The following is a 26734-nucleotide window of genomic DNA, read 5'->3' as shown; positions in this document are numbered from 1 at the left end:
CCATGACTGCGGCGGACCTCTGGGCCAGATCACCGGACCTTGGCACCGCCGCGTGCCAAGGTCTTTTTCTTGTAAACTGTTGCATTAACGATTCCCTTCGCCGGTGATCGTCCGGCGCGCCGCCGCGCGTGCTTGCGTTGCGCTGCACGCTGCGTAGACTTTGCAAAACACGGGTTGAACGCGCTGCAAAAGCGGCGGCAGGACGGCGCGCGCGCTTTACATTGCAACGCGCGCGAGAACGCGCCGCCGGTCAGGAGGGAAAATGTCGGGTCTGTTGTCCTATCAATGCCGCGATGGGGTTGCGGTTCTGACGATCCAAAATCCGCCGGTCAACGCCTTGTCGCGCGGCGTGCGCAAAGGGGTGAAGCTGGGGCTGGAACATGCGTTGGCCGATCCGCAGGCGCGGGCGATTGTCTTGCAAGGCGCAGGCGGGCAATTCAGCGGCGGTATCGATCTGTCCGAATATGACCACCCGCGCGCCGATCCTTGGCTGGCCGAGGTATGCCGCGCCGTCGAGGATAGCCCCAAACCCGTCGTCGCCCTCTTGCAGGGGCGCGTTTTGGGACCGGCGTTCGAATTGGCCCTTGCGGCGCAGGCGCGCATTGCCGCGCCGGATGCGCGGATCGGATTGCCCGATGTGGTGCTCGGCTTGCCGACCGGATCGGGCGGGGCAATGCGCGCCGCGCGGCTGGCGGGGGCGGGGGCGGCGCTTGATTTGTTGCTTTCGGGGCGGGTCATTGGCGCACAAGACCCTGCCGCCGCGCCGTTTTTGGACGAGGTGGCGCAAGATGACGCTTTGGCCGCAGCCATCGCCTGCGCCACTGCCTTGGCCGGTGATGCGGGGCGCGTGGCCGCGCGCGAGCGTCTCGACGGACTTGCCGATCCGGCAAGCTATATCGCCGCCGTTCAGGCCGCGCGCGAGGGTTTTGGCGCGCTGGGTGAGGAGGACGATCCCGCCGCCGAGGCCTTGATCGCATCGGTCGAGGCAGCGCAGCTTTTGCCGTCCGAAGCAGCGCTGGAGTTTGAAGCGAGCTATTTCGACGACCTGGTGGGCGGCACGCGCTCATCCAGCCTGCGCCATCTTTATGCTGCCGAGCGCCGTGCGCCGCGCCATCTCACCGATGCGCCTTTACCCGATCTGTCGACCCTCGCGGTGGTGGGGCGCGGCGCGGCAGCGGCGGGCCTGTCGATTGCGGCGCTCGATGCGGGGCTGCAAGTGGTGTTGATCGATCCGGTCGGCGCAGCGGCGCAGGCGCAACAAACCGGCGGTTTGATCGCGCAGATTTATGCAAACGCCGAACAAAACGGGCGGCTTGGCGGCGACGCGCGGCGCGCGCGGCTGGAGCGGCTCAAAATCTCGGATGATCTGGCGGTGATGCGGGCTGCGGATGCGGTCGTGCTTGTGCTGGCGCAGGGCGAGACGGGCGGCGCGGGGCTGCGTGCGGCGACGCAATATATGCCGCCCGAACGTGCGATTTTGGTGCTGGGGCAATTGTCGCCAGACCTGCTTGAGGCCGCAGGCCCGCGCGCTGGCGATGTCGTGGGGCTGCATTTTGCCCGCCCGCCGCATCTGGCCGCCATGGGCGAGATCCTATCCGCGCCCTCCACCGGCGCGCTGGCCACCGCCGCCGCCGCCGCGCTCTTGCGCAAAATGCGTAAAATCGCCGTGGGCGCGCAGGGCGATCTGGCCCTGAGCCAAGCGCTGCTGCTTGCGATGCGGCAGGTGGGGGACGAATTGCTTGGCCTTGGCGTGACGCCCTATGCCGTCGATGATGCGCTGCGCGGGGCGCGCGCGGGGCAAGGCATCTATCGCGGCATCGACGCGATGGGCCTGCGCGCATCGGCGCATCTGGCCGAAGCGCACGCCCCCGAGGGCGAAGCGGGCGAGGCGGTCAGCCCCTTGCAAAACACGCTGATCGCGGCCGAGCGGTTGGGACGCGAAAGCGGCGCAGGCTTTTATGACTACAGCAGCGGCGCTGCAAAGCCCGACCAAGTGGTGCGCGAGTTGCATGAGGCGCTTTTGGCCCAAACGGGCGGCGCGCCGGTCCAGATGCCCGCGGCGGATATCCTTCGCCGCTTTGAGGCGGGGCTCGTGCAGCAGGCCGCGCGGCTGCTGGAAAGCGGCGCGGCGCGTCATGCGGGCGATATCGATGTGGCGGCTGTGCAGGCTTTGGGCTACCCGCGCGCCTTGGGCGGGCCATTGCACCGCGCCAATCAAGACGGCGTTTACACGCGCGCGGCCGACATCCGCCGCTATGGCAAAGCGGCACTCACCGAGCGGGCAAAGCGGTTCTGGACGCCCTGCGATCTGTTGGTGGATATGGTGAAAAACGGGCGCCGCTTCGGTTAGGCCCGCACCGCAGGATCAGCCCAGAAAAATCCCGATCACCACCATCATCAGGCCGATCACCGACAAGAACAGCGAGCCGAGATTGAGCGGGATGACCCGCTGGATCGCGGCGCGCAGCGCCTCGTCATCAAGGTTGGCACGGCGCGAGGCGCTGACGCGAAAGATGCTGATCAAAAGCCCCGCCAAGCCGACAAGCGATATCAGCGCTCCGATCCAGATCAATGCTTCCATACTGCGCGCCTTTCGTTTTCCTGCCTCGATGCGCCTGCGGTAATCCATGCCCCGCGCGGTTGCAAGGCGCGGGGGGCGAAAATCCCCGATTGCGGCAAGCGGGCTCTTGCGGGGCCATGCGCGCGCCGCTACTGAAGGTGCTTAAACCGGCCGAACCTGACGGAGTCCCCGATATGAATGACATGAATTCCGACGCCAGCTACCGCGTCACCGCCGACGAGTTGCGCAGCTTTATCGAGCGGATCGAACGCCTCGATGCCGAGAAAAAAGACCTCGCCGAGCAGCAAAAAGAAGTGATGGCCGAAGCCAAATCGCGCGGATATGACACCAAAGTCATGCGCAAGGTCATTGCCCTGCGCAAACGCGAGCCCGACGATATCGCCGAAGAAGAAGCGGTTCTGGAGATGTATAAAGAAGCGCTTGGCATGAGCTAAGCGCCCATCGCGCAGCATGATCTCAAAGACGCGCCTTCGGGCGCGTTTTGTTTTTTATCAATCATTTAAGCCTTGACCTTCGCGTGAAATCACCGCGCCCGCGCTTTGCAGGTTCCGAAAATATCCTCGCCGAAGGCGAAATCTTGGCTCCAGATATTGCCCCTCAGGGCAAGATCACCTCGACACCCGGAATACGCTGGATGGCGAAGAGATCGTCTTCGTATTGCTCGGTCAATTGCGCGACAAGCGCCGCATCAAATCCGGGAAGGTCGACCTCTTCTTCGATCGCCTCCTCGCGGGCAAACTTATCCAAGAACGCCGAAATCACCCGCCGGATCTGGATCTCGTTCATATCGGGATGATCCTTGAGATAGCCGCGAAAGCGTTGCAGCCCCTCCTTGCTCATGATCGAGCTTAGAATTTCATAGCCGCCTTTGATCTTGTGGTTGGGTTCCAGCCCGCTGATGTCGCGCACGATCTGTGACCAGATCAGCGGCGTATCCTCGTTGCACCACACGGTCACCGGCACGTCGGGCAAGGCCTCGCGAATGTCGCCGATCAGGTCGGACCAAAACAGGGTGCGCGGGTCGGAACCTTCGAGAAACAGGGCGAAATCTTTGTTTTTGGACCGCTCGAACACCGCGGGCAAAAACGTCGCGGGATTGCGGATCGAGAGGAAAAGCTCCATCTCGTCCCCCGCAAACAGGGTTTGCAACCGCTCCAGCTTGCGCACCGCATGGGGGTAGAGCGCCCCGCCCGAAACCGCCATGGTCGGCACGCCAAAGAAATTGTCGTTGGACAGGACCACGCGGGTGGCGACCTCGTCTTCCAAGATGGCATCGAGCAAGATATCGCGCGCATCGGTCGAGGCGCGCCCTGCGGGGACGGCGGCACTGGCTTCGCGCAACAGCTTGCGATACATGCTGGGTTTGGGGGCCGCGACGCCGATCTTGCCAAGCGCCTCACCGTTGCGGATCAAACATTTCACCAGCCTGTTTTCATCGGTGCAATGTGCGCCTGCATGAATGACGAGCTGCATAGGGGGCCAGTTCCGTTTGGTGTGTCTGCGGAACGATAATATACGCTCTTTTCTGGACAGTTAAACCGGTTTCGGGCAGGGAGGGGATAATGATGAAAACCCTATCTATTTCGCGGCGTCTCGGCCGCCGTATCCTGCCCAACCGGCCCAGCCCGTGGTCGCTGGGGGCTTTTGCCATTGCGGCGGTGGTTCTGGCGCCGATTGCATCGGTGCTGTGGCTCGCGCTCAACCCGACCGAAAACATCTGGCCGCATCTGCTTGCCACGACCTTGCCGCGCTATTTGTGGACGACGGTGCAATTGATGCTTGGCGTCGGGCTTTTGGCGGGCGCGGTGGGGACGGGGGCCGCATGGTTCATTGCGCGCTACGAGTTTCCATTGTCGCGCTGGCTCGAATGGCTGCTTTTGCTGCCCTTGGCGATCCCTGCCTATGTGGGGGCCTATGCTTTGGTGGATTTCCTCGAATATGCGGGGCCGGTGCAAAGCGGCCTGCGGGCGCTGTTCGGATGGCAATCGGCGCGCGATTACTACTTCCCCGAAATCCGCTCGCTCGGGGCGGCGGTGGTGGTTCTGGCGGTCTCGCTCTACCCCTACGTCTACCTTCTGGCGCGCGCGGCGTTTCGCGAACAATCGGCCACCGGCGAAGAGGTGGCCATGTCCTTGGGCCAAAGCGCTTTGCGCCGGTTCTGGCGCGTGGCTTTGCCCTTGGCGCGCCCTGCGATTGCGGCGGGTCTGGCGATTGTGATGATGGAGACGGTCAATGATTTCGGCACGGTGGATTACTTCGCCGTGCAGACCCTGACCGCCGGTATCTTCAGCGTCTGGCTGGATGGCAACAACGCGGGCGGCGCGGCGCAAATCGCATCGGTGGTGTTGATTTTGGTCGTGGCTCTGGTCGGGCTGGAGAAGACCTCGCGCCGCAAGAGCCGGTTCTTCTCGACCTCCTCCAAACACCGCCCGTTGGGCAAAATCCGCCTCACCGGCGGGGCGGGGATCTTGGCGATGCTGGCCTGTCTTTTGCCCTTCGCGATGGGCTTTGTCTTGCCGGCTTGGGTGATTTTGTCCCATGCGCTTGAAAATGCGGGACGATGGGCGGATCCGGCGCTGTTGTCGGCGCTGCGCAATACGCTGTTTGTCGGTGCGGTTGCGGCCTCGCTGACGGTGCTGGCGGGGGTGTTTATGGTCTACGGCGTGCGCCTGTCGGGGCGCCGCTTGCCACGGCTTTTGTTGCCGGTGACGACCATCGGCTATGCTGCGCCGGGCGCGGTGCTCGGGGTCGGCATCTTGATCCCGCTGGCGGCGATGGACAACCGGCTGGCCGATACCATCGAGGCCCTGACAGGCACCGATATCGGCCTTGTGCTGACCGGATCGGCCTTTGCGCTGGTGCTGGCCTACTCGGTGCGCTTCTTTGCCATCGCCCAAGGCGCCGCCGATGCCGCCATGGGGCGCGTCTCGCCCAGCCTGCCGATGGCCGCGCGCAGCCTTGGCCGCACCCAAGGCGCCACCCTGCGCGAGGTCTATTATCCGCTGATCCGCGGCTCGGTCGCCTCGGCGCTCCTGCTGGTCTTTGTCGATTGCGTCAAGGAGTTGCCCGCGACCTTGCTTTTGCGCCCGTTCAACTACGACACTTTGGCGACGCGGGTGCATGATCAGGCCAGCTTGGAAAACCTCGGAGAAGCCGCCCCCGCCGCGATCCTCGTGATCCTCGTCGGCCTCGCCGCCGTCGGACTTCTGGCCCGCGCGAACCGCTAGAGGCATTTTGGCGAAAAAGGGACTTGCCAGCCGCAGGCACGACAAGTAAATCACCCCCCAAGCCCCTATAGCTCAGCTGGTAGAGCAACTGATTTGTAATCAGTAGGTCCGCGGTTCGAGTCCGTGTGGGGGCACCATTTTTCATCTTCGCAATTCAAAGACGTCGGATTGTTCCTGTGTGGTGCCCGGGTGGCGACGGCCCTTTGTCCGATCGCAACGTAGGGGTTGTCCGATCCGCGCGCCTCCGCTTGGGGGTGTCGGGGGGATCGCGTGTGTGATGGTCAGATGCGTCCTCCACCGCGCCTTTGAGCGATCTGCAGAATCTGGGGCGCGCCGAGCGAAAAGCCGATATGGTTCGCATCGTTGACGGGCCTTTTGTTCTGGCGACGTGGGTTCGGGCGCGGCCAGTTGATCCCTACATCTATGGTCAAGCGGCACGCGCGCGGCCGAGGCGGGTGTTCGGGTGCGGGGCAGGGACGGGCCGAGCCGCGCCTAGAGCCGCGTCAGAATTCTTCCCAACTGCCGGTGCCGGTTTTCGCGCTCGCTTGCGCGCTATTGGTCCGCTCCGCTGGGAAGAAGGTCACGTCACCGGCGCTGACGGCCGTAGGCGTCTCCGGCTGTGTGCGAAAGCTGCTCAGGATCTGGGTCAGGCCGCTGGCCACGCCTTGCAAGATGCGGTTGGATTGGTTGCTTTCACCGACCATGGCGGCATTTTGCTGGGTGACGCGGTCGAGATGGCTGACGGCGGTGTTGATCTCTTGGATGACTTGCGATTGCTCTTGTGTGGAGGCGGCGATTTCGGACACCACGGTTTGCACATTGCCGACATCGCCGATGATCGAATGCAGCGCATCGCCCGCCTCGCGCACAAGGCTGGCGCCTTCGCCCACATGGCGCGAGCTTTCATGGATCAGCTGGTCAATGCGTTTGGCCGCTTCGGAGGCGCGCTGCGCCAGCCCGCGCACCTCGGTCGCCACGACGGCAAAACCGCGCCCCGCGTCCCCTGCGCGCGCCGCCTCGACGCCGGCATTGAGAGCCAGAAGGTTGGTTTGCACCGCGATGTCTTCGATCACGCTGATGATCGAGGAAATCTGCTTTGACGCGGCTTCGATTTCGCCCATCTTGTCGACCGCCTGTTGCACCACGGTGCGGCTTTGCTCGGCGTTTTTGCTGGTGTTGTTGATCAGGTTCTCGGCCTTTTGGGTGCCTTCGGTGGCCGAGCGTGTGGTCTCGGTCAATTCTTGCATCGCGGCGGCGGTTTGCTCCAATGAGGCGGCTTGGTTCTCGGTGCGATGCGCCAGATCCCCCGAGGAGGCATGAAGTTTGCTGGAGACGGCGGCGATCTCATTGGCCGAAGATTTGATTTTGGTCAGCGAGCCGCCCACATCGAGCAGCGCCTTGTTGAAGGTCAAGCGGATGGAATCATAGCGCTTCGGAAAATCGCTTTCGGCGGGCGATGGGATCGGCTCGGCGAGATTGCGCTGTGTCATCCGGCCGATGCCGCCTTCGAGGTAGCCAAAGGCACGGTTCAGCTCTTCTTGCTGCGCGGAAAAATAGGAGTCGATGACCAGATTGGTGTCAAAAGACAAAGCCCGCGTCAAAACCCCCAGTTTTCCCGAGAGGGTGCGGCGGCTGCGGGCCGTGACCGACAGGCCTGCGGCCTCGACAAGCATCGATTGCAGATGCGAGGAGGCGCGCGCGTAGCTCGACAAATAGTCATTGAAGGGAAGCTGGATTTCGAAATGCACCTTGCCGATGGTGGCGGCGGACTGCACGTAGGCTGCGGAGAAATCGGCGTTCAGCAGCATGGTCCAATGGTCATGCTGGCGGCTTTTGGCTTTGGCGATGCTGGCGTCGGATTTGAACATATTTGCCAATTCGGGAACGCTTCCCGCATAATCGTAAAACCGCTCCAGAACCTCGCCAAGCCGCGGGATGAGCAGTTCTCCGACGGCATTCAAGACCTGCCTGTTGTCACCGTCGAGTGCGAAATTCTTCAGCCGTGTTTGTAGCTCAACCGTCATCTGCTTGCCTATGCCGCTGTGGTGCTGGGTGTTTGACAGATGTGATAGATGCGAAGTCCTAATCAGCTTTTAACCTCGATCCGAATTTGTGTCTTGGGCTGCGGTTTTGTTGAGCGCGGCGCGTGCGAAAACACGGGCGCACAAACGACGAAGGGCCGCCCGAGGGCGACCCTATCGTTGCTGTTTCCAGCGATACCAACTGGGGTGGTTGGTCCAAATTGGAGCGGGCGAGGCGATTCGAACGCCCGACCCTAACCTTGGCAAGGTTATGCTCTACCCCTGAGCTACGCCCGCTTCCTTTTGGTGAGGCAGGATTTAGTAATATCCCGCGCTGGCCGCAAGAGGAAAATGCGCGGAATTGGATTTTTTTTGGCGCAGGCCCCGATGAGGCCCGCGCGGGCGATGAAAAGATTAATGTAAACAACGCGATGGGGCGCATCCTTGAACCGAAGAGGCAATCAGGCCGGCCTTCGTCTCGCCTGCTGCGGCCGCTTCGCGCGCAAGCGGCGGGAATAGGCTTAGCGCCCCTGCGCCGCTTGCTCGGCCTTTGCGGCTTTGGCGCGCCGCCTTTTGGCGCGCAAGAGGTTGAGCGCCTCGACCGCCGCCGAAAACACCATCGCGGCATAGATGAAACCGCGTTCGAAATGCACGCCAAATCCGTCCGCAATGAGCGCCGCGCCGACCATCACCAAAAACGCCAGCGCCAGCATTTTCGTGCTGGGGTGGGTTTCGACGAAACCGGCGATCGGTTCGGCGGCGATCATCATCACGGCGACCGCCACGATGACGGCGGCGATCATCACCGGCAAATGATCGGCGATGCCCACGGCGGTGATCACGCTGTCGAAGGAAAACACCAGATCGAGCACCATGATCTGCACGATCACGGCGCCAAAGCTGGCCACGGCGGCCGTGTGGCCTTCTTCTTCGCCCTCGACCTCGTCGAAAATTTCGGTGCTGGCCTTCCACAAAAGGAACAATCCCCCCGCCAGCATGATCGCGTCGCGCCAGCTAAAGCCATGGCCAAAAAGCGTGACCACCGGCGCGGTGAGCGAGACGATCCAAGCGATCGACATCAGCAGCGCGATCCGCAGCACCAAAGCCCCGCCAAGCCCGATCAAGCGCGCGGCGCGGCGCTGGCTTTCGGGCAGGCGCGCGGCGGTGATCGAGATAAAGATGATATTGTCCACGCCGAGCACGATTTCGAGCACGGTGAGGGTGAGAAAAGAGGCCCATACAGCCGGATCGGAGAGAAGTTCTAACATAGCGGATCACTCAAGCGCGGGGTTGATCATTGCGACGGGCGTCGCGGCGCCGAGTGTAGCGCACTGCAGGGGCATGGCCAGAGAGAATGCGCGCGCGCTGTTGCGCGGTGCGGGATTTGCGCGGGGCGGCGGGCGGCGCGGTATTGCATGAGCTATGCGCCGCAAGCGTTTGATTTCAATGTCGAAGGGCGGCCAGCGCGGGCCGCCCTTCGGCCCTGAGGGTCATGCAATCCGCGCGGGGCTATTCCAGTTCGACCAGCAAATCTTTGGCGTCGATCTGCCCGCTTGGCTGCACATGCACGGCTTTGACCACGGCGTCGCGCTCGGCATGGATGCCGGTTTCCATCTTCATCGCCTCGATGGTGAGCAAAAGATCGCCCGCCTTGACGCGCGCCCCCACGGTGGCCGCGACCGAGGCCACGACACCCGGCATCGGGGCGCCGATGTGGTTGGGATTGCCCGCTTCGGCTTTGGGCCGCGCGGCGGTGGTGGCTTTGACCAAACGGTTCGGCACGCGGATCACCCGCGGTTGGCCGTTGAGTTCGAAAAACACCTTCACATCGCCGTTCTCGTCGGTCTCGCCCACCGCTTGCAGGCGGATTTCCAAGGTCTTGCCAGGGTCGATCTCGGCGGCGATCTCTTCGGAGGGTTCCATCCCGTAAAAGAAGGTTCGCGTCGGCAGGGCGCGCACGGGGCCATAGGTTTCGTGGCGCTCCATATAATCGGTGAAGACCTTGGGATACATCAGATATCCGTTCAGATCCTCGTCATCGATCTCGCGCCCGCCCAAGGCGGCGCTCAATTCGGCGCGGGCGGCTTCGATATCGACGGGGGCGAGATGTTTTCCGGGGCGTTCAAGGTTGGGTTTCTCGTCCTTGAGCACCTTTTTGACGATCAGATCGGGAAAACCGCCCGGAGGCTGGCCCAGATTGCCGCGCATCATATCGACGACGCTATCGGGAAAGGCGACGTCTTTGGCGGGGTCTTCGACATCGGCGCGGGTGAGGTTCTGGCTGACCATCATCAAGGCCATATCGCCGACGACTTTGGACGAGGGGGTGACCTTGACGATATCGCCGAACATCCGGTTCACATCGGCGTAGGTTTGCGCCACCTCGTGCCAACGCTCCTCAAGGCCGAGGCTGCGCGCCTGCGCTTTGAGGTTGGTGAACTGACCGCCGGGCATCTCGTGCAAATATACCTCGGAGGCGGGGGCCTGCAGGCCTGCCTCGAAGGCCACATATTGCGCGCGCACCGCCTCCCAATACTCCGAGATTTGCCGCAGCTTGCCGATGTCGAGACCGGTGTCGCGCTCGGTATGGGCCAAGGCCTCGGCGATGGAGCCAAGACAGGGCTGCGATGTGCCGCCCGAAAACGCATCCATCGCGGCATCGGCAGCGTCCACGCCCGCCTCGGCGGCGGCCAGAACGGTCGCCGCGGAAATCCCCGATGTGTCATGGGTGTGGAAATGCACAGGGATCGCGATCTCGTCTTTGAGCGCCTTGACCAAAGCCTTGGCGGCGGCGGGTTTGAGCAGGCCCGCCATGTCCTTGAGGCCCAAGATATGCGCTCCTGCGGCCTCCAGCTCCTTGGCCATGGCGACATAGTATTTGAGATCGTATTTGGCGCGCTCGGGGTCGAGAACATCGCCCGTATAACAAATGGTGCCTTCGCAGATTTTGCCGCTCTCGATCACCGCATCCATCGCCACGCGCATGTTCTCGGTCCAGTTGAGGCTGTCGAAGACGCGGAAAACATCAACGTTTTCAGCGGCCTGAGCGACGAAGCTGCGCACCACATTGTCGGGGTAATTGGTATAGCCGACGCCATTGGAGGCGCGCAAAAGCATCTGCGTAAGCAGGTTCGGCATGGCCGCGCGCAGATCGCGCAGCCGCTGCCACGGGCATTCTTGCAAGAAGCGGTAGGCCACATCAAAGGTCGCGCCGCCCCAGCATTCGACCGAGAAAAGCTGTGGTAGATTGGCGGCATAGGCGGGGGCCACGCGGATCATATCGATCGAGCGCATCCGCGTTGCCAAAAGCGATTGATGCCCGTCGCGCATGGTGGTGTCGGTGATCAAAAGCTGCTTTTGCGCCAGCATCCAATCGGCCACGCCTTTGGCACCGTCCTTAATCAACAAATCGCGGGTGCCTGCGGGCGCGGTTTCGGTCTGCGCGCGCGGGGCTTTGGGGGCTTTGGCCTCGGCGGGTTTCTTGCGCCCTTGGGTTTCGGGATGTCCGTTGACGGTGATGTCGGCGATATAGGTCAAAACCTTGGTGCCGCGATCGCGCCGCTTGTCGAAATCGAACAATTCCGGCGTCTCGTCGATGAATTTGGTCGTGTATTGATTGCTCAAAAACGTCGGGTGTTTGAGCAGGTTTTCCACAAAGGCGATATTCGTGCTGACCCCGCGGATACGAAATTCGCGCAGGGCGCGGTCCATGCGTTTGATCGCCGCTTCGGGGGTTTGGGCATGGGCGGTGACCTTGACCAGAAGGCTGTCATAATAGCGCGTGATCACCCCGCCCGCATAGGCGGTGCCGCCGTCGAGCCGGATGCCCATGCCCGTGGCCGAGCGATAAGCGGTCAGGCGACCGTAATCGGGGATGAAGTTGTTTTGCGGGTCTTCCGTGGTGATCCGCGTTTGCAACGCATGGCCATGCAGGCGGATATCCGATTGCGCGGCTTTGCCGGTGGCCTCGGCCAAGCTCTTGCCCTCGGCGATCTTGATCTGCGCCTGCACGATGTCGATGCCGGTGACCTCTTCTGTGACCGTATGTTCGACCTGCACGCGCGGGTTCACTTCGATAAAGTAGAACTGCCCGTCATCCATATCCATCAAAAACTCGACGGTGCCGGCGCATTCGTAATTCACATGGGCACAGATTTTGCGGCCCAATTCGCAAATCTGCGCGCGCTGCGCCTCGCTCAAATAGGGGGCAGGGGCGCGCTCGACGACCTTTTGGTTGCGCCGCTGGACCGAGCAATCACGCTCATAGAGGTGGTAAATCTCGCCGTGGCTGTCGCCAAGGATCTGCACCTCGACATGGCGGGCGCGCAGGATCATCTTTTCCAGATAGCCCTCGCCATTGCCAAAGGCCGCCTCGGCCTCGCGCCGCCCTTCGCGGACCTTTTCTTCGAGTTCCGCCTCATTGAAAATCGGCCGCATCCCGCGCCCGCCGCCGCCCCATGAGGCCTTGAGCATCAGCGGATAGCCGACCTCGCCCGCCTCGGCGCGCACGGCGTCCATATCCTCGCCCAGAACCTGCGTTGCGGGGATCACGGGCACGCCCGCTTCGATGGCAACGCGGCGGGCCGAGGCCTTATCGCCCAACTGGCGCATGGTTTTGGCCTTGGGGCCGATGAAGGTGATGCCTGCCGCGTCGCAAGCATCTACAAAATCAGGGTTTTCCGACAATAGCCCATATCCGGGATGGATCGCATCGGCGCCCGACAATTTGGCGACGCGGATGATTTCCTCGATGCTCAGATAGGCCGCGACCGGCCCCATGCCCTCGCCGATCCGGTAGGCTTCATCGGCCTTGAAACGGTGCAGGCCCAGCTTGTCCTCCTCGGCGAAAACCGCCACGGTTTTCTTGCCCATCTCGTTGGCGGCGCGCATGATGCGGATCGCAATTTCGCCTCGGTTGGCAATGAGGATTTTGTTGAACTCGGGCATATCGCGGCTCTCCTTCGTCGCGGTGTCTCGCCGCGGCAGGGGGCGATCTTTCGCCCGCTGTGCGGAATATTGCTCAGGCTAGGCGGATGCTGCGGGGCAGCACAAGAGCCCATGCGAGGGGCTGTTACATTTTGGTAAGATTTTGCTCCGCGGGGCGGCACCGCTTGCGCAATGCTGCGCTGCGGCTGAGCAAAATGTCATAAAATTGCGCGGTTAAACCGGCGTTGCGGGCGGGATCGGCCTTTGGCGGGATTATTGGTCTGCTGAGGTGACCAATTTGCCCGATAGCTGCCCGTAGCGGGTGAGGCCCATCTGGCCCATATTGGCGATGAGATCGGCTTTGAGGATTTCGATCAAATGGGCGGGGCCATCGCGCCCCAGCGCGCCAAGCGCATAGTGCCACGCGCGCCCGAGCATGACGAAATCGGCCCCCAAGGCCAGCGCGCGCAGGATATCCAGACCGCCCTCGATGCCGCTGTCGAAAATCACCGGCAGGGAGGTGGCGGCGCGAATGGCGGGCAGGGCTTCGATGCTGCTGATCGTGCCGTCGAATTGCCGCCCCGCGTGATTGCTCACCCATATGCCGTCAACGCCTTGTTTTTCCAAGGCAATCGCATCCTTGGCGCGCAAGACGCCCTTGACGATAAACGGGCCGTCCCATGCGTCGCGCAGGGCCTGAAGATAGGCCCAATCGGGCGAGGTGCGCAGCATATAGCCCGCATGGGCGGTCGAGCTCAGCCCCGTCATATTGCCCGCGTAGCCATCAATGAGCCGCATGCGCGGCATGCCCATTTTTGCGGTGCCCATCGCCCAAGCAGGGCAGCGGGCGACCTGCGCCAAAAGCCGCGGGGTCAGGCGCGGCGGCGAGGTCAGGCCCGAGCGGGTCTGGCGCTCGCGCCGTGAGGCGACGGGCACATCGACGGTCAGAACCATGGTGTGAAAGCCCGAGGCCTTGGCGCGTTTGATCATATCGGTGCGAATATCGGGATCGCGCGGCGGATAGACTTGGAACCAGCCGTTGTTTTGCAAATGCGGGGCGACGTCCTCGGGGGTGCGGCTGGCCACGGTGGACAGCCCGTAAGGCAGGCCCGCGCGCGTCGCCGCCGCCGCCAAAAGCGCCTCGGCATCGGGCCAGAACAGCCCCGACATCCCCACAGGCGAGACCCCGAAAGGCAGCGGATGCGTCTTGCCGAACAGATCGACCGAGAGGTCGGGTTCTTGTTCGCCGTGCAGGATCGACGGGAAGAACAGCACCTCGTCCAGCTTGGCGCGATTGCGCCGCTGCACGGCTTCGGCGCCCGTGGCGCTGTCGAGATATTCCCATGCAAAATGCGGGATACGGCGGCGCGCACGCGCCTTGAGGTCTGAAATCGCGGGGAATTTTTGCATCATATCCATGCGCGCACGATGAAGCAGATCGCGCCGCCTTGTCCAGCAAAAGCGCATTTCACGCCGCGCCGGATATGTGCGGAACGTATCGAGAACGTGTCTTTTACTTTGCCGCAAGCCGCGCTATCTTTGCACCATGAGCAGTTTTGATGAATATGACGCCTTCGAGGGCGCCTCTCTCTCTGCGCGCGCCATGGCCGCGCGTCCGGCCCCCTATCTGGAGGGGCTGAACCCCGAACAACGCGCCGCCGTCGAGGCGATGGATGGGCCGGTTTTGATGTTGGCGGGGGCGGGGACGGGCAAGACCAAAGCCCTGACCACGCGGATCGTGCATTTGCTCAACACCGGACGCGCCGCGCCGAACGAGATTTTGGCGGTGACTTTTACCAATAAGGCCGCGCGCGAGATGAAAATCCGCGTCGGGCAGATGCTGGGCCAACCCGCCGAAGGCATGCCGTGGCTCGGCACCTTCCATTCGGTTTGCGTCAAACTGCTGCGCCGTCACGCGGAATTGGCGGGGTTGAAATCGAATTTCACGATTCTCGACACGGATGATCAAATCCGCCTTTTGAAGCAACTGATCGCGCTGACCCCGATCGACGACAAACGCTGGCCCGCGCGGATGCTGGCGGGGGTGATTGACGGATGGAAAAACCGCGCCCTGACGCCAAGCAAGGTGCCCGCCTCGGAAAGCGGCGCCTACGGCGGTTATGGCGTCGAGCTTTACCAGCAATATCAAAAGCGTCTGCTGGAGTTGAACGCCGTGGATTTCGGCGATCTGCTCTTGCATGTGGTGGCGATTTTTCAAACCCACGATGACGTTTTGCGGCAATATCAGCGTTGGTTCAAATACATCCTCGTGGACGAATACCAAGACACCAATGTGGCGCAATATCTGTGGCTGCGGCTTTTGGCGGGGGCGCATAAAAACATCTGCTGCGTGGGCGATGACGATCAATCGATCTATGGTTGGCGCGGCGCCGAAGTGGGCAATATCTTGCGGTTTGAAAAGGATTTTCCCGGATCGCATGTGGTACGGCTTGAGCAAAATTACCGCTCGACCCCGCATATTCTGGCCGCCGCGTCGGGCGTGATCGCGGGCAATGCGGACCGTTTGGGCAAAGAGCTTTGGACCGCCGAAACCGAGGGCGAAAAGGTCCGGCTGATCGGCCATTGGGACGGCGAGGAGGAGGCGCGCTGGATCGGCGAGGAGGTCGAGGCGATGTCGCGCGGCACCCGTGGGCGCGATCCGATGAGCCTTGATGATATGGCCATTCTCGTGCGCGCCTCGCATCAAATGCGCGCCTTTGAGGACCGTTTTTTGACCATCGGTCTGCCCTATCGGGTCATCGGCGGGCCGCGATTCTACGAGCGGATGGAGATCCGCGATGCCATGGCCTATTTTCGGGTGGTGACGCAGCCCTCCGATGATCTGGCCTTCGAGCGGATCGTGAACACGCCCAAACGCGGGCTGGGCGATAAGGCCCAACAAAAGATGCAGATCGCCGCGCGCGAAAACGGCGTGCCTTTGATCGAGGGCGCGCGGATTTTGCTGGCGCAAAAGGGGATCGGCGGCAAGGGCGCGTCGGAACTGGCCAAATTGATCGAGGGGATTGACCGCTGGCGCGCGATGATGCGCGGGCCTGATTTGGTGCGCGATCTTGACGATGATGCGGTGCTGGACGAGGGCGAGGCTTTGGGTGAGCCATTGATCGAGCCATTGATTGAGCCCTTGGCGGCACCGATGCAGCCCGCCGCTGCCGCCAGCCATATGGAATTGGCCGAGCAGATTTTGGACGAGAGCGGCTATACCGCTATGTGGCAAAACGACAAAAGCCCCGAGGCACCAGGGCGGCTTGAAAACCTCAAAGAATTGGTCAAGGCCTTGGAAAACTTTGACAATCTTCAAGGGTTTTTGGAGCATGTCGCGTTGATCATGGACAATGAAAGCGATGACCGCGAGGCGAAAGTGTCGATCATGACGCTGCATGCGGCCAAGGGGTTGGAGTTTCCGGCGGTGTTCTTGCCCGGATGGGAGGACGGGCTGTTCCCCTCGCAACGCTCGATGGACGAGAGCGGGAACAAGGGCGTCGAGGAGGAGCGGCGGCTGGCCTATGTCGGGATCACGCGGGCCGAAGAGATTTGCACCATTTCCTTTGCGGGCAACCGGCGGGTGTTTGGCCAATGGCAAAACGCCATGCCCTCGCGGTTTATTGACGAATTGCCCGAGGAGCATGTTGATGTGCTCACCCCGCCGGGGCTTCATGGCGGCGGGTATGGCGCGGCGCGGGGCAGTTTTAGCGGCACGGAGGCCTTTGAAGAGCGCGTCTCTTCGAGCGATGTCTATAATTCTCCGGGGTGGCGGCGGATGCAAGCCCGCGCCGCGCAGCGCCCCAGCGGCGCCGCCGCGCCCGTGACGATCGAGGCCAAGGCCGTGTCGACGCGAAGCGTCGGCGAGCGGGTGTTTCACCAAAAATTCGGCTACGGGTCGATCCTTGCGATTGAGGGCGACAAATTGGAGATCGCCTTTGAAAAGGCGGGCACCAAGAAAGTGGTGGCCAAATTCGTCACCTCGCCGGATGATATTCCGTTTTAAAATAGACGCTTAGCAGAAATTGATGCGCCCCGCGACGGAGTTTCCGTGGCGGGGTTTTTCGTGTTTGGCCCTGTGCGGGTCATCGGGGCGGGGCATGGCGGCGGACATAAAAAAACGGCGATGCCAGGGAGGAGGAGAGGCACCGCCGTTCATTTGTCACGACCCGCTCAGGGAGGAGGAGAGAGCGGATCGCTGGTCTCACGGCATCCCCAGGGAGGAGGAGAGGAGAGGCCGCAATCTGGTTGGAGCGCGTGGCTCCGAATGGGTCTTGCGGTAGCGCCAGGGAGGAGGAGGGCGCTACCGCGAAGTGACGTCAGGCTCAGGGGAGGAGGAGAGGCCTGACGTATGGTTTGGAGCTGTGGCTCCGTTTAAAAGCGCGGCGACATCTAGGGAGGAGGAGCGATGTCGCCGCTCAAGCACAGAAACCTCAGGGAGGAGGAGAGAGGTTTCTGATCCCGAATTCTTAGATGAGGGCGCCGTATGCGCTCTCGTAGGCCACCGAACGGATCATGCCGGGGTTGAGGCCCAGATCGGCCAACTCGCGGTTGCTCAAGGTGGAGAGCTCGTCCAGCGTGCGGTTGAAGGTGCGGCGGCGCTCAAGGCGGCCGCGCAGGTTTGCGACGGCGTTGTGGAACAGATCGCCAATCCCGTGGTGGGCGGCTTGGGTATGTGTCTCGGATGCAAATGCCATTGCTTCGGCTCCTTGCGAATTTGAATGTCTGACGCGTTCTGCGTCTCGTTGAAATCAATTTAGCAAATTGCTGCATCTGCACAACGCCCAGAATGGGCAATGCTGCTATGCAGAAAATGCATATGGGGTTCTGACCTAACGTCACAAATTGTTGACGCATACGGGGAATTCTTGGGTGTTTTCCCCTAAGTTTAGCGATGTGCCGTCATGCGGGCTGTGCCGAAATACACTGCGAAGGCGGCCGGAAACCCCTTATTTTTATAGGGTGTTTCTACGGTATTGCGCTGCAGTGCAGCATTTTTGCGTGGCCTGAATTTGGCACAATTTAGGCTGCAATGCCGCAAGGGCTTGCGCGCGCGCTGCATTCCTGAGCCTTATGGGCGCGCAGAAAACGGGAGACGAAAATGACGATTTCGCGCGAAAAAATCTTGCAACGGCTGTCCGAACTGGCCTTGCCGGACGGTGGAAACCTGATTTCGGCCGATCTGGTGCGGGCTTTGACGCTCGAAGATGGCCCCTCCGGCGCGCAGGTGCGATTCGTCATCGAGGCCCCGAATGCCGAGACCGCCCGCCATATGGAGCCGCTGCGCGCGGCGGCCGAACGGGCGGTGATGGATTTGGGTGGCGTGGCCAAGGTGCAAGCGGCGCTGACCGCCCATGAGGCGCCCAAAGCGCCCAGCCTCAAGGTCGGCGGTCACCCCAAACCGCAAACCGCGCCGCTCAAACCGGCGAGCATCAAGAAAATCATCGCCGTCGGATCGGGCAAGGGCGGCGTGGGCAAATCCACGGTCTCGTCCAATCTGGCCGTCGCCCTTGCGCGGGCGGGCAAAAAGACCGGCCTGCTTGACGCTGATATATACGGTCCCTCGCAGCCGCGCATGATGGGCACGACCAAACGCGCCGCCTCGCCCGATGGCAAGATCATCGAGCCGCTGGTCGCCCATGGGGTTACGCTTATGTCGATCGGTTTGATGCTGGACGCGGAAAAGGCGGTGGTCTGGCGCGGGCCGATGCTGATGGGGGCCTTGCAACAGATGATGGGGCAGGTGAATTGGGGTGATCTGGATGTGCTGGTGATTGATTTGCCGCCGGGCACGGGCGATGTGCAGCTCACCTTGGGCCAGCGCGGCGCGGTGGACGGGGCGATTGTGGTCTCGACCCCGCAGGATGTGGCGCTTTTGGATGCGCGCAAGGCGCTCGATATGTTCAACACGCTCAAAACGCCGGTTCTGGGCCTGATCGAGAATATGTCGGTCTTTGTCTGTCCCGACTGCGGGCATGAGGCGCATATCTTCGGCCATGGCGGCGTGGCGGCTGAGGCGCAAAAGCTGGGCCTGCCGCTGCTGGCGACCTTGCCGATCGATCTCGACACCCGTCTGGCGGGCGACAGCGGCACGCCGGTGGCCGCAGGCGAGAGCGCGATGGCCGAGGCCTACGGCGCCTTGGCGCGGCGTTTGATCGACGGCGGCATTGTCTAAGGCGCGCGACGGGATGGCGGCGCATTATTGAGGGCCGTCAGTATATGGGACCGCCAATTACACAGGGCCGCGGTTTTATATGCCCGCCGCCGCATAGGGCGCGCGATCTAGCGCACCAATGACAGATGCCCCCGCACGGGGGTGTCTTGGGGCGGCTGGCGCGCGGCGCGGCCCGCCGCTTCTTTTTGGGCCAAGCCTCGCTCGAAGGCCTCAAGCCGCGCCAGATCGGCCATAGAGATCAGCGCCCCCGACACCACTCCCTTATATCGCACCCGTTTGCGCGCGCCATGATAGCGCACCTGCGCCAGATGGCGGGCAAGCTCGGCGGCGAGATGATCGCAGTCAATATCATAGGTTTGTGCCATGGATGGGGCCTTTGGTTGGGGCAGGGCGGTCAAGGCCGACCTTGCCGAAGGCAGGTTAACCGATCCGCATCGCGGCGCGCGCTGCCCCCGCCTTGGCGCGGCAAGCGGGCCGTATGGGAGGTCATGGGCCTTATGGGAAATCATGGGCCGCGTGGGAAAAGATGGGACATCTCGCCCAGATGGGGCGCGAGACTGGCCGGTTTTCGCCTGTTGCGAATCAATTTCGCTTGAATCCCATTGAAAACGGGGTGCATTTGATGGGAAAACCCGCGTTCATGGGCGGGCTCCGCGCCCGAAAACCGCCCTGCGCAGGCCAGATTCAAGATTTTTTGGGAATTTAGGGGAAGTTTTTGGTCCGCTATTTTGCCACTACATCTTGTGGTCATGTGGCTATGATTGTCAATTTAGGCGATTTTTGGCCTCTATATCTGGTTTCAAGGGCGGTTCAAAAACAAGATACAGTAGGAATATGGGTTAAAAACTTCTTGCGTGGGGTGAATTCCCATGGCATTCCTAAATGCAAGATGAGGACGGGAAAACAAAGGGACATAAAGATCCCGATAAAAACTCCCAAGTCAGGTTTCATACAGGCTCCCGCTTTCATCAAATCAGAGATCCGGCGCGCGGGCGAGCAGACATCCCCCCAGGTGGCGCGTGCAGCTGGACATATCCCGGAAACGGGACGAGGGCGGCGAATTGATCAGTGGCAGCAGATCAATTCGCCGTTTCCTTTCAAAGCCTTGGAAATCACTTTTGAGGCAAATAGAGGACCAAGAGGGCAGTGGGCCGCATATTCAGAGGCGAGAGCCAGCACAAGGTAGACGGTAAAGGCAGGGTCTCGATCCCGGCCTCTTTTCGTCGTGTGCTGGAGGCTTCTGATCCCAACTGGACCGAAGGGCTGAACCCCGAATTGGTCATCGTTTACGGCGATCACCGCCGCAAGTTTCTCGAAGTCTATACCGTCGAGGCCATGGCCGAGGTCGACGAGAAGATCACCGCGCTCAAACGCGGCTCGCGCGAGCGTAAAGTCTTGCAAAGCCTGTTTCACGCCCAAGCCGTCGCCACAAATGTGGACGAGACCGGCCGTTTGGTCATTCCGGCCAAATTGCGCGCCAAGATCGACCTTGATGGCGAGGCGATGTTTGTGGCCGCGGGCGACACCTTCCAGATCTGGAAGCCCGAAACCTACGAGCAAGAGGAATTGGCGCAAACCGAAGCCTTCCTTGACGAATTGCCCGAGGATTTCGACCCGCTCATGTTCCTTGATGATGTGGAGCTGGACTAGGCAATGTCGCCCGACCCGACCGCCCCCGATACGCCCCAGACCAGCGGCTCTGACGCTCCTCATATCCCCGTTCTTTTGCGCCCGCTTTTGCGGGCTGTTGCACCTGTAAAGGGCAGGTGGCTCGATGGCACCTTTGGCGCCGGCGGGTATACGCGCGCCCTACTGGCCGAGGGCGCAGATACCGTATATGGTGTGGACAGAGACCCGTTGGCCCTCGATATGGCCGCAAAATGGGCGGATGATTATGGCGAGCGGTTGAAATTGGTGCAGGGCGTTTTTTCGCGGATGGACGAGTATGCGCAAGACCTCGACGGGGTCGTGCTTGATCTGGGCGTCAGCTCGATGCAACTCGACCTTGCCGAGCGCGGGTTTTCCTTTATGCGCGACGGGCCGCTGGATATGCGGATGAGCCAATCGGGCCGCTCTGCCGAGGATATCGTCAACGAGGCCGATGAGGGCGATATCGCCGATATTCTTTATCATTACGGCGAAGAGCGCGCGAGCCGCCGCATCGCCCGCGCCATTGTGCGCGAACGCGAGGCTGCGCGCATCAATACCACGCTGCAACTATCTGGTATCATTGAAAAATGCCTGCCGCGCAGCAAACCCAACCAAAGCCATCCGGCGACCCGCAGCTTTCAGGCGTTGCGCATCGCGGTGAATGACGAATACGGCGAATTGGTCGCGGGGCTGGAGGCGGCGGAGCGCGCCTTGGCACCGGGCGGTCAATTGGCGGTGGTGACCTTCCATTCGATCGAGGACCGCATGGTCAAGCGCTTCTTGGCCGCGCGCAGCGGCGGGGCGGGGCGGGCCAACCGCTATGCGCCCGAGATGGTCGAGGCCAAGCCGCAATTCACGGTCAAAAGCCGCAAGGCCATCGGGCCGGACGATCAAGAGCTAAGTGAAAATCCCCGCAGCCGCAGCGCCAAGCTGCGTGTGGCGGTGCGCACGGACGCGCCCGCGGGGCCGGTGGATCGCAAATCCATCGGAATGCCGATGTTGAGGGGGGCTTGAATGCGCACGCTGTTTTTTGTGCTGACCGCGCTGGCGGTGATCGGATTGGCCTTTTGGGCCTATCACGAGAATTACAACACCCAACAGGCGATTGCCGAAACCGAACAGGTGCAGCGCGATATCTCGCAGGCGCGCCAGCGTTTGGGCGTGCTCAAGACCGAATGGGCCTATCTCAACCGCCCCGACCGTTTGCGCGAATTGGCCGATATCAATTTCGACCGCCTCGGGCTTTTGCCGCTCACCCCCGAGCAATTCGGCCATATCGATCAGGTCGCGTTCCCGTCCAATGAGGTTTTGCCGATCACCGATCCGGTGGATGTGTCGGGCATGGATGACGTGCGCGGGGTGGATCAATGAGCATGACCCGCACTCCGCTGCGCCCGCTGGCGCGGATTTTGCAAGCCCGCACCAAGGGCGAGAACCCCGACGCGATTGAACGCGAGAATATCCGCCTGCGCCACGAGCAGATGCGCGACCGTGCGCGGCTGCGCGCCGAGGGGCGGCTTTTGGTTTTGGGGCTGTTTTTCTTTTGCGCCTTTGTCGTCGTTGGCGTGCGCATGGGCATGTTGTCGGGCTCCGAGCCGAGCGAGCCGCGCGCCTCTGCGGCGGGGGCCTCGATCCTGACGCAGCGCGCCGATATCGTGGACCGGCGCGGGCGGGTTCTGGCGACGAATTTCGAAACCCACAGCCTTTATGCCCAGCCGCAACAGATGATCGACGCCGAGCGCGCCGCGGCCGGATTGGTGAAAATCTTCCCCGATCTGGACGCCGAAGAGCTGCTCGAAGATTTCACCGGAAAGCGCAAGTTCTTGTGGATCAAGAAGAAAATCAGCCCCGAGCAAAAGCAGGCGGTGCATGATCTGGGCGAGCCGGGGCTGCTGTTTGGCCCGCGCGAGATGCGGCTTTATCCCAACGGCTCGATTGCCGCGCATATCCTTGGCGGGGCCAGCTTTGGCCGCGAGGGGGTCCATGCCGCCGAGGTGATCGGCGTGGCGGGGATCGAGAAATTCTATGACAAGGAATTGCGCGATCCGGCGCGCGCCTCCAAACCGCTGGAACTGTCGCTCGATCTGACGGTGCAGGCCGCTGCCGAGCGGGTGCTGCATGGCGGTATGAAGCTGATGAATGCCAAAGGCGCGGCGGCGGTGCTGATGGATGTGCACACCGGCGAGGTCGTCGCCTTGGTCAGCCTGCCCGATTTCGACCCCAACGACCGCCCGCGCCCCGCCACCGAGGGCGTGCCCTCCGACAGCGTGCTGTTCAACCGCGCGGTGCAAGGCGTCTATGAGTTGGGATCGACCTTCAAGATTTTCACCACCGCACAGGCGATGGAATTGGGGCTGGTCAATCCCAACACGGTGATCGACATTCGCGGCCCGCTCAAATGGGGCCGCCACAAGATCCGCGATTTTCATAACTATGGCAAAGAGTTGTCGGTCTCGAAGATCATCGAGAAATCCTCCAACATCGGCACGGCGCGCATCGCGCAGATGATCGGCACGGCGCGCCAGCGCGCGTTTCTGGGCCAATTGGGCCTGTTGGAAACCGTGCCCTTGGAGATGGTCGAAGCCTCGGGCGGGCGTCCGTTGTTGCCGCCCAACTGGTCGGAAATCTCGACCATGACGATTTCTTACGGCCACGGGCTGTCGACCTCGCCGCTGCATCTGGCCGCTGGCTACGCGGCGATTGCCAATGGCGGCACCAAGGTCACGCCGACGCTTTTGAAACAATCGGGCCCGCAATATGGCGCGCGCATCATGCGCCCCGAAGTGGCCGCCGCCTCGCGGGTGATGCTGCGCAAGGTGGTGACCGACGGCACCGCCAGTTTCGGCGAGGTGCGCGGTTATAATGTCGGCGGCAAGACCGGCACCGCCGACAAGCCCAAGGAAATGGGCGGCGGTTATTACAAGGATAAGGTCATCGCGACCTTTGCCTCGATGTTCCCTGCCGAAGACCCCAAATATGTGCTTATCGTGACGCTGGACGAGCCGGTGGAAACCTCGGGCGACAAACCGCGCCGCACCGCCGGTTGGACCGCCGTTCCGGTCGCCGCCGAAATGATCCGCCGCGTCGCGCCGCTTTTGGGGCTGCGGCCAGAGATTGAACCTGCGCCCGCCGCTGGTATAACGCTGACATCGAATTGAGCGCTAAAAACAGGTGACGTAATGGCAGGCCCCGCAGTTAAATCCCTCGCAGAGCTTGGCCTGACCGCGCAGGGCGGGCGTATGGCCCAGATCACCGGTTTGGCCGTGGACAGCCGCGAGGTGCGCGAGGGCACGTTATTTGCCGCCATGCCGGGCACCAAGGTGCATGGCGCCAGCTTTATCGAGAGCGCCATCACGCGCGGCGCGGTTGCGGTTTTGACCGATGCCGAGGGGGCGAAGCTGGCCGAGGCGGCTTTGGCGGCCTCCGATATCGCGGTGATCGTGGCCGAAGACCCGCGCCAGACCTTGGCCTATACGGCGGCGCTATGGTCGGGGGCACAGCCCGAAACCATGATCGCCGTGACCGGCACCAATGGCAAAACCTCTGTGGCGACTTTCGTGCGGCAAATCTGGACCGAACTGGGCCATGAGGCGATCAACCTTGGCACCACAGGGATTGAGGGCGCATGGAGCGCGCCGCTCCATCACACCACCCCAGAGCCGATCACCTTGCACCGCAATCTGGCGGCGGCGGCGGCGGCGGGGGTCACCCATGCGGCGATGGAGGCCTCCAGCCACGGGCTGGAGCAGCGCCGCCTTGACGGGGTGCAACTCAAGGCCGCCGGTTTCACCAATTTCACCCAAGACCACCTCGATTATCACATCAATTTCGACGCCTATTTCTCCGCCAAGGCGGGATTGTTCGCGCGGGTTTTGCCCGAAGAGGGCACGGCGGTGATCAATATCGACGGGCCGCGCGGCGGCGATATGGTCGAAGTGGCCGCCAACCGCGGTCAGGACCTGATCACCGTGGGGCGCACCGAGGGGGCGGATTTGCAAATCCAAGGACAGCGGTTCACCGCCCATGGCCAAGACCTGCTCTTCGAATGGGAAGGGCGCAGCCAGCAGGTGCATTTGCCGCTGATCGGCGGGTTTCAGGCGGAAAATATCGCTTTGGCGGCGGCTTTGGTCATTGCGGCGGGGGGCGATCCCTACCGCGTTTTCGAGACCCTGCCGCATCTGTCCACGGTGCGCGGGCGCATGCAACTGGCGGCCAAACGCGAAAACGGCGCGGCGGTGTTTGTCGATTACGCCCATACGCCCGATGCGGTCAGCACGGCGCTCAAGGCGCTGCGCCCGCATGTCATGGGGCGGCTTGTGGCGATCATCGGCGCGGGCGGCGACCGCGATGCGACCAAACGCCCCCTGATGGGCGAGGCGGCGGCGCAAAATGCCGATCTGGTGATCGTGACCGATGACAACCCGCGCTCCGAAGACCCCGCCGCGATCCGCGCCTCGGTCTTGCTGGGTTGCCCTGCGGCGCAAGAGATCGGCGACCGCGCCGAGGCGATCTTGCGCGGGGTGGATGCGCTTGGCCCTGGCGATGCGCTGCTCATCGCGGGCAAGGGGCATGAGACCGGACAGGTGATCGGCGATGACGTCTTGCCCTTTGACGACGCCGAACAGGCCTCGGTCGCGGTGATGGCGCTGGACGGAGGTTTGATATGAGCGCGCTTTGGACATCCGCCGATGCGGCGGTGGCCACGGACGGGACGCCCGTTGGCACATGGTCGGTGACGGGCGTGTCGATCGACACGCGCACGATCAAAGAGGGCGATTTGTTTGTGGCGCTGGCCGCCGCGCGCGACGGGCATGAATTTGTGGCGCAGGCATTGGCCAAAGGCGCGGGCGCGGCCATGGTCACCCACCGCCCCGAGGGCGTGGCCGAGGATGCGCCGCTTTTGATCGTCGATGAGGTCCTGCCCGCGCTGGAGGCTTTGGGCCGCGCCGCGCGCGCGCGCACGGGGGCGCGCGTTGTGGCGGTCACCGGATCGGTGGGCAAGACCTCGACCAAGGAAATGCTGCGCGATGTTTTGTCGGGGCAGGGGCGCTGCCATGTGGCCGAGGCGAGTTACAACAACCATTGGGGCGTGCCGCTGACCTTGGCGCGGATGCCGCAAGACAGCGAATTTGCGGTGATCGAGATCGGCATGAACCACGCGGGCGAGATCGCGCCGCTGGCGATGATGGCGCGCCCGCATGTGGCCATGGTCACCACCGTCGCCGCCGCCCATCTCGAAGCCTTTGACAATATCGAGGGCATCGCGCGCGAGAAGGCCGAGATTTTCCGCGGGCTCGAACCTCATGGCACGGCGGTGATCAATGCCGATCTGGAGGTCACGCCGATCCTGCGCGCCGCCGCCGAGGCACAGCGCGCCCATATCATCGGCTTTGGCGAGAGCGCCCCCGACTACCGGCTGACCGGCGTCAAGCTGATCGGCGATGCCACGGTGATCAGCGCCGAGATTTCCGGCGCGCCGGTGCATTTCAAATTGGACAGCGCGGGGCGGCATTTTGCGATGAACGCTTTGGGCGTGCTGGCCGTGGCCGATGCGCTTGGCGCCGATGCGGCGATTGCGGCCACCGATATCGGCCGTTGGCGCCCGCCCGCAGGGCGCGGCACCCGCGAAGAGGTTTGCCTTGATCGCGGCGATGCAGAGGCGGTGATGGAATTGATCGACGATGCGTTCAACGCCAATCCCACCTCGATGAGCGCCGCGCTCGAGGTGCTCGCCGCCGCGCAGCCCAAGGACGGGCTGGGCCGCGTCAGCAAGGGGCGCCGCATCGCGATCTTGGGCGATATGCTCGAACTTGGCCCAGGCGAGCACGCCATGCACGCGGGTTTGGCCGAGCTTGATTACATCACTGATCTCGACCTTGTGCATTGCGTCGGGCCGCGGATGCGCGCCCTGCATGAGGCCTTGCCGCAGGCGCAGCGCGGCAAATGGTTCGAGGGCGCGCCCGAAATGGCCGCCGTGGTGCACCGCTTGGTCGATGCGGGCGATGTGGTGCTGGTCAAAGGCTCCAAGGGCAGCAAAGTGAGCACGGTTGTTGACGCGCTGCGCAAATTGGGCCAAGCCGCGCGGGACTGATTTGCTTTGCCGTTTTAGGGCGCGCAGGGCATAGATATCGGGGGGTAGCCCCCGCAAAAGACT

Annotated in this window: 19 protein-coding genes and 2 tRNA genes; 12 read left to right on the top strand and 9 right to left on the bottom strand. The window is 62.6% G+C overall.

Translation table 11 applies throughout. The features are described 5' to 3' along the window. Positions 1–262: 262 nt before the first annotated feature. Entirely contained in the window at positions 263–2350 is a 2088-nt protein-coding gene (locus ABWV64_RS03005) for an enoyl-CoA hydratase-related protein (protein ID WP_353342796.1), read from the top strand. 15 nt (positions 2351–2365) lie between these two features. On the opposite strand, the gene ABWV64_RS03000 is transcribed toward ABWV64_RS03005, so the two are convergent. Further along, entirely contained in the window at positions 2366–2581 is a 216-nt protein-coding gene (locus tag ABWV64_RS03000) for a hypothetical protein (RefSeq protein ID WP_353342794.1), read from the bottom strand. A 173-nt stretch (positions 2582–2754) separates the two neighbouring features. Here ABWV64_RS03000 and ABWV64_RS02995 point away from each other — a divergent pair, with 173 nt between their 5' ends. Then, complete coding sequence (locus tag ABWV64_RS02995; protein WP_353342793.1) at positions 2755–3015, top strand: DUF2312 domain-containing protein; 261 nt, start codon at positions 2755–2757, stop codon at positions 3013–3015. Positions 3016–3178: 163 nt separating this feature from the next. On the opposite strand, the gene ABWV64_RS02990 is transcribed toward ABWV64_RS02995, so the two are convergent. Then, positions 3179–4054, bottom strand: coding sequence for a hypothetical protein (locus tag ABWV64_RS02990; protein ID WP_353342792.1), 876 nt, complete (start codon positions 4052–4054; stop codon positions 3179–3181). 89 nt (positions 4055–4143) lie between these two features. Between ABWV64_RS02990 and ABWV64_RS02985 the strand changes: the two genes are divergently transcribed. Beyond that, a complete protein-coding gene (locus ABWV64_RS02985) occupies positions 4144–5808 on the top strand; it encodes an ABC transporter permease (protein WP_502902598.1) in 1665 nt (554 codons plus the stop codon). A 61-nt stretch (positions 5809–5869) separates the two neighbouring features. Continuing rightward, a tRNA-Thr gene (locus tag ABWV64_RS02980) sits at positions 5870–5945 on the top strand. Between the two features lie 366 nt (positions 5946–6311). On the opposite strand, the gene ABWV64_RS02975 is transcribed toward ABWV64_RS02980, so the two are convergent. The 5 genes from ABWV64_RS02975 to ABWV64_RS02955 form a co-directional block, all read right to left on the bottom strand. Beyond that, positions 6312–7832 (bottom strand): globin-coupled sensor protein, encoded by a 1521-nt coding sequence (locus tag ABWV64_RS02975; RefSeq protein ID WP_353342791.1) that lies wholly within the window; start codon positions 7830–7832, stop codon positions 6312–6314. A gap of 219 nt (positions 7833–8051) precedes the next feature. Beyond that, a tRNA-Gly gene (locus tag ABWV64_RS02970) sits at positions 8052–8126 on the bottom strand. A gap of 224 nt (positions 8127–8350) precedes the next feature. Then, positions 8351–9097, bottom strand: coding sequence for a TerC family protein (locus ABWV64_RS02965; protein WP_353342790.1), 747 nt, complete (start codon positions 9095–9097; stop codon positions 8351–8353). A gap of 241 nt (positions 9098–9338) precedes the next feature. Further along, positions 9339–12776, bottom strand: coding sequence for a pyruvate carboxylase (locus ABWV64_RS02960; protein ID WP_353342789.1), 3438 nt, complete (start codon positions 12774–12776; stop codon positions 9339–9341). A 252-nt stretch (positions 12777–13028) separates the two neighbouring features. Then, the gene (locus tag ABWV64_RS02955; RefSeq protein ID WP_353342788.1) at positions 13029–14174 is read right to left on the bottom strand and encodes an alpha-hydroxy acid oxidase; all 1146 of its coding nucleotides are present in this window, start codon (positions 14172–14174) and stop codon (positions 13029–13031) included. A 127-nt stretch (positions 14175–14301) separates the two neighbouring features. On the opposite strand from ABWV64_RS02955, the gene ABWV64_RS02950 reads away from it, so the two are divergent. Beyond that, a complete protein-coding gene (locus ABWV64_RS02950) occupies positions 14302–16761 on the top strand; it encodes an ATP-dependent helicase (RefSeq protein WP_353342787.1) in 2460 nt (819 codons plus the stop codon). Between the two features lie 463 nt (positions 16762–17224). On the opposite strand, the gene ABWV64_RS02945 is transcribed toward ABWV64_RS02950, so the two are convergent. Then, positions 17225–17452 carry a DUF1127 domain-containing protein gene (locus ABWV64_RS02945; protein ID WP_353342786.1) on the bottom strand — a complete coding sequence of 76 codons (228 nt, stop codon included), beginning with the start codon at positions 17450–17452 and terminating at the stop codon, positions 17225–17227. A gap of 404 nt (positions 17453–17856) precedes the next feature. On the opposite strand from ABWV64_RS02945, the gene ABWV64_RS02940 reads away from it, so the two are divergent. Beyond that, entirely contained in the window at positions 17857–18930 is a 1074-nt protein-coding gene (locus tag ABWV64_RS02940; RefSeq protein WP_353342785.1) for an Mrp/NBP35 family ATP-binding protein, read from the top strand. Between the two features lie 107 nt (positions 18931–19037). Here ABWV64_RS02940 and ABWV64_RS02935 read toward each other — a convergent pair whose 3' ends face one another. After that, on the bottom strand, positions 19038–19295 hold the full coding sequence (locus ABWV64_RS02935) for a hypothetical protein (protein ID WP_353342784.1): 258 nt from the start codon (positions 19293–19295) through the stop codon (positions 19038–19040). 781 nt (positions 19296–20076) lie between these two features. Here ABWV64_RS02935 and mraZ point away from each other — a divergent pair. The 6 genes from mraZ to ABWV64_RS02905 are packed head-to-tail and all read left to right on the top strand — an operon-like array spanning position 20077 to position 26671. Beyond that, positions 20077–20580, top strand: coding sequence for a division/cell wall cluster transcriptional repressor MraZ (mraZ, locus tag ABWV64_RS02930; RefSeq protein ID WP_353342783.1), 504 nt, complete (start codon positions 20077–20079; stop codon positions 20578–20580). Positions 20581–20583: 3 nt separating this feature from the next. Then, positions 20584–21594 carry a 16S rRNA (cytosine(1402)-N(4))-methyltransferase RsmH gene (gene rsmH, locus ABWV64_RS02925; RefSeq protein WP_353342782.1) on the top strand — a complete coding sequence of 337 codons (1011 nt, stop codon included), beginning with the start codon at positions 20584–20586 and terminating at the stop codon, positions 21592–21594. Continuing rightward, positions 21595–21951 carry a cell division protein FtsL gene (ftsL, locus tag ABWV64_RS02920; RefSeq protein WP_353342781.1) on the top strand — a complete coding sequence of 119 codons (357 nt, stop codon included), beginning with the start codon at positions 21595–21597 and terminating at the stop codon, positions 21949–21951. A 2-nt stretch (positions 21952–21953) separates the two neighbouring features. Continuing rightward, complete coding sequence (locus tag ABWV64_RS02915; protein ID WP_353342780.1) at positions 21954–23738, top strand: peptidoglycan D,D-transpeptidase FtsI family protein; 1785 nt, start codon at positions 21954–21956, stop codon at positions 23736–23738. 21 nt (positions 23739–23759) lie between these two features. Further along, on the top strand, positions 23760–25247 hold the full coding sequence (locus ABWV64_RS02910) for a UDP-N-acetylmuramoyl-L-alanyl-D-glutamate--2,6-diaminopimelate ligase (protein WP_353342779.1): 1488 nt from the start codon (positions 23760–23762) through the stop codon (positions 25245–25247). After that, on the top strand, positions 25244–26671 hold the full coding sequence (locus ABWV64_RS02905) for a UDP-N-acetylmuramoyl-tripeptide--D-alanyl-D-alanine ligase (RefSeq protein ID WP_353342778.1): 1428 nt from the start codon (positions 25244–25246) through the stop codon (positions 26669–26671). Before ABWV64_RS02910 ends, ABWV64_RS02905 begins: the two co-directional genes overlap by 4 nt. The last annotated feature ends 63 nt before the right edge of the window (positions 26672–26734 follow it).

Origin of the sequence: Litorivita sp. NS0012-18 (genome assembly GCF_040371945.1) — a bacterium.
In the GTDB taxonomy this organism is placed as follows: Bacteria; Pseudomonadota; Alphaproteobacteria; order Rhodobacterales; family Rhodobacteraceae; genus Litorivita.
Note: the sequence above shows the minus strand (reverse complement) of the source record. Positions and strands in the feature narration are given on the sequence as shown.

Excerpts from the sequence above, each read along its gene's own strand:
- ABWV64_RS02990 (WP_353342792.1), bottom strand. The coding sequence starts at position 4,054 with ATGCAGCTCGTCATTCATGCAGGCGCACATTGCACCGATGAAAACAGG.
- ABWV64_RS02960 (WP_353342789.1), bottom strand. The coding sequence starts at position 12,776 with ATGCCCGAGTTCAACAAAATCCTCATTGCCAACCGAGGCGAAATTGCG.
- ABWV64_RS02935 (WP_353342784.1), bottom strand. The coding sequence starts at position 19,295 with ATGGCACAAACCTATGATATTGACTGCGATCATCTCGCCGCCGAGCTT.
- ABWV64_RS03005 (WP_353342796.1), top strand. The coding sequence starts at position 263 with ATGTCGGGTCTGTTGTCCTATCAATGCCGCGATGGGGTTGCGGTTCTG.
- ABWV64_RS02950 (WP_353342787.1), top strand. The coding sequence starts at position 14,302 with ATGAGCAGTTTTGATGAATATGACGCCTTCGAGGGCGCCTCTCTCTCT.
- ABWV64_RS02915 (WP_353342780.1), top strand. The coding sequence starts at position 21,954 with ATGACCCGCACTCCGCTGCGCCCGCTGGCGCGGATTTTGCAAGCCCGC.
- ftsL (WP_353342781.1), top strand. The coding sequence starts at position 21,595 with ATGCGCACGCTGTTTTTTGTGCTGACCGCGCTGGCGGTGATCGGATTG.
- ABWV64_RS02995 (WP_353342793.1), top strand. The coding sequence starts at position 2,755 with ATGAATGACATGAATTCCGACGCCAGCTACCGCGTCACCGCCGACGAG.
- ABWV64_RS02910 (WP_353342779.1), top strand. The coding sequence starts at position 23,760 with ATGGCAGGCCCCGCAGTTAAATCCCTCGCAGAGCTTGGCCTGACCGCG.
- ABWV64_RS03000 (WP_353342794.1), bottom strand. The coding sequence starts at position 2,581 with ATGGAAGCATTGATCTGGATCGGAGCGCTGATATCGCTTGTCGGCTTG.
- ABWV64_RS02955 (WP_353342788.1), bottom strand. The coding sequence starts at position 14,174 with ATGGATATGATGCAAAAATTCCCCGCGATTTCAGACCTCAAGGCGCGT.
- ABWV64_RS02965 (WP_353342790.1), bottom strand. The coding sequence starts at position 9,097 with ATGTTAGAACTTCTCTCCGATCCGGCTGTATGGGCCTCTTTTCTCACC.
- rsmH (WP_353342782.1), top strand. The coding sequence starts at position 20,584 with ATGTCGCCCGACCCGACCGCCCCCGATACGCCCCAGACCAGCGGCTCT.
- ABWV64_RS02905 (WP_353342778.1), top strand. The coding sequence starts at position 25,244 with ATGAGCGCGCTTTGGACATCCGCCGATGCGGCGGTGGCCACGGACGGG.
- ABWV64_RS02945 (WP_353342786.1), bottom strand. The coding sequence starts at position 17,452 with ATGGCATTTGCATCCGAGACACATACCCAAGCCGCCCACCACGGGATT.
- ABWV64_RS02985 (WP_502902598.1), top strand. The coding sequence starts at position 4,144 with ATGATGAAAACCCTATCTATTTCGCGGCGTCTCGGCCGCCGTATCCTG.
- ABWV64_RS02940 (WP_353342785.1), top strand. The coding sequence starts at position 17,857 with ATGACGATTTCGCGCGAAAAAATCTTGCAACGGCTGTCCGAACTGGCC.
- ABWV64_RS02975 (WP_353342791.1), bottom strand. The coding sequence starts at position 7,832 with ATGACGGTTGAGCTACAAACACGGCTGAAGAATTTCGCACTCGACGGT.